Origin of the sequence: Roseburia sp. CLA-AA-H209 (assembly GCF_020687575.1) — a bacterium.
Classification (GTDB): Bacteria; Bacillota; Clostridia; order Lachnospirales; family Lachnospiraceae; genus Roseburia_C; species Roseburia_C amylophila.
Genome location: NZ_JAJEQU010000039.1, coordinates 1 through 2,697, shown reverse-complemented (window position 1 = coordinate 2,697; position 2,697 = coordinate 1). Strand labels below are relative to the sequence as shown.

Annotated in this window: 2 protein-coding genes; one reads left to right on the top strand and one right to left on the bottom strand. The window is 25.5% G+C overall.

From position 1 onward, the window contains the following. The first annotated feature begins 67 nt into the window (after window positions 1–67). Entirely contained in the window at window positions 68–1,240 is a 1,173-nt protein-coding gene (locus LKD41_RS15390) for an aminotransferase class I/II-fold pyridoxal phosphate-dependent enzyme (RefSeq protein WP_227701665.1), read from the top strand. On the opposite strand, the gene LKD41_RS15385 is transcribed toward LKD41_RS15390, so the two are convergent. Continuing rightward, window positions 1,217–2,611, bottom strand: a complete 1,395-nt coding sequence (locus LKD41_RS15385) for a pentapeptide repeat-containing protein (protein WP_227701664.1) — start codon at window positions 2,609–2,611, stop codon at window positions 1,217–1,219. The genes LKD41_RS15390 and LKD41_RS15385 overlap by 24 nt on opposite strands. Window positions 2,612–2,697: the final 86 nt, after the last annotated feature.

Here is a 2,697-nt window from a genome sequence, read left to right as displayed (position 1 = left end):
AAATGATGGATAATCCGGTATTATCCGTTAGTAAGGAACTATTCCAAATGTTCAGGAAGGTGATAAAATGAAACTTAGTTCAGATTATTCTAGCGATATTTCATCATTGTTAAATATGAAAAAAAATGATTCTTTATTTATTTCTACATGGGATAAAGATGAAGAAGTACTCCCATTTCCCTTTACCAAAATAAAAGAATATAATAAATTAGATTGTCATCAAGCAAATAAATATTTTTTTTCGGATGAATTTCTTGATTTAAAAAATTATATACTCTCTGAAAATATTGAATTTAAAAAAAATAATATTGCATCCTCAAATTTTACTTTTGTATCAAATGGAACTATTGCTGCTTGGCTTAGTATCTTAACTATATTGAAAGAGAAAAAACATATAAGAGCCTTATTATTATCTCCAGTATATTATATATATATCGAAATATTAAAACAATTAAATATAGATATTTATGTTGAATCTGCATATAACACGAATTTTGACAGTATAAATTCTACAATAGTATCGCAAGAAATCAATTTAGTTATTATAAACAATCCTCTCTTTGGAACTGGAACATGTATCCCTTATCAGAAAATAAAAAGTATACAAGCAGTGTTATCAAAAACAGGCGGTTGTATCTTAATAGATAATATCTATAATGGTTTAAAGTGGAAATCAAAAATTTCACTAAACGATTTTGAACTATATAATTCGATGTCCCGCTATGACAATTTTATTATACTAGAGTCTTTATCCAAAAATTTATTTCTTAATGGAATAAAGCATTGTTCCATATTTGCACATTCTAAATGGATAAATAATCTTGAAAAGAATAGTGTCTACTTTTGTGGCTCAATTACTGCACAACAGTATAATTACATTCAAAGGCTTTATAGCCAAAAGGAGCACTCATTTATAATAACGCAATTAACTCAAAACGTTAATTATGCCAAAAAAAATTATTATCTATTATTAAGTATGCTTTCTGGAAAAAATGTATGTGTAAGTCATTGTATAAGTGGCGGTTACTGCCTTTTAGGAATACCCAAAAATAAATTCAATGCTCAAAATGACTTATTAATTGCACAAGAAATTTTGCAAAAATGCAATGTTCTCACATTACCACACGATAGATATTTATATAGTAACCACGAATTTTATTGTTTTAGAATAAATCTCATGATAAAAAGTGATCTTCTATATAAAACCATTGATGCACTACAAACTTGCTTTAATATCTGATATTTGTTTTGGAACATCAATTTCTGGTTGTTCTAATATTTGTAATTTTTCAACAATATCTGCTAACTGATCCATTTCATTTATTGAGATTTTAGGACTTTCTATTTTTTTTATAATTTTCTTTTTAAACCCTTTTTTGAGTTGAATTTCAGAAATAAGGTTATAGTAACTTTTAACTATTCTAGGTAACATTACTACAATCATTGCTGAAACAGAAAATGTTAAAATCCAAGATCCTTTACGACTTTCAACCAATTCCTGAGATGTTGAAAGATTACATTTTTGATACAATTTTTCCAAAAAATCATTCGAAATTTTTAATGCTTCATCATAATTTTCGGTTTCAATATGTAATATAATTAATGCTTTTTGGTTACATGAAGATGCTATAAAATTTTTTCCATATAAACCATCTGAAATAATATGATTTAATTTTTCTTTATATCCTATAAATAGTAATTCATCTTCTAAGTTTAATTTAGGTAGTACAATAGAATTGATACATTTTAAACAATCAATAAAACATTCATATGTGATTATATCATGAATAGTATAAAATACGAGTGCCTCCAAAATATTTGTAATCTCAGCCTTTGATGCCGGATTGTAATTATTATACAAATATTTTAAAATTTTATCTAATAATTGAGGAATCTTGTCAAAACCGCGATAAATAAAAAAAATATTAATCAACTCATATGTTCGAGATTCCTCTAAAAATTTCATTGCTTCTTCTTGACTATTGAGACTAACTTCTTTTCCTCGATATAATACTTGAAAATCTTTTATGCTAGTATTACATAATAAATAACTAAAAACATAACTTATGCCTAATTTAACATTATTCAATTCGCAATCTATAAACTTATGACATTCAGCATGCATCGTTGCAAAATCTACATTTTCTAATAAACACGATTCAAATTCAATTTTTTCTGTTGTTGAACGTTCAAATGTACAATCATGTATTTGGGAAAATTTCATTTCACAGTTTTTCATATTAACTAAAATATGTTGTTTTTTTAATATACATTTTTGAAACGAACTTTCTTGTATAGATGTATTATCAAAGACACAATGTTCAAATACTGAATCCACAAAAAAACATGATTTCATCTCGCAAGCGCCAAAATTGACATTAATAAATTGACAATTAATAAATGTACTCCCAATAAAATCAGCTCTGTCAAAATAATTATTTTGAAACTTGATATTTTCAAATCGACTACCTCTAAAATCACTTCTAAAAAAGGAGATAGGTTTATATATTGAAAAATCAATATCTTTAAATTTGATATAGGAAAGATTCCTACATGTATAATCATCATTTTCATTAATTACTATATTTTCCATTTTAGAAAGAAATTTCATATAAACCTCATTTCTGTCAATTGACTTAATCTATAATTAGTATCGCACATTGTTTCCAACGGATAATACCGGATTATCCATCATTT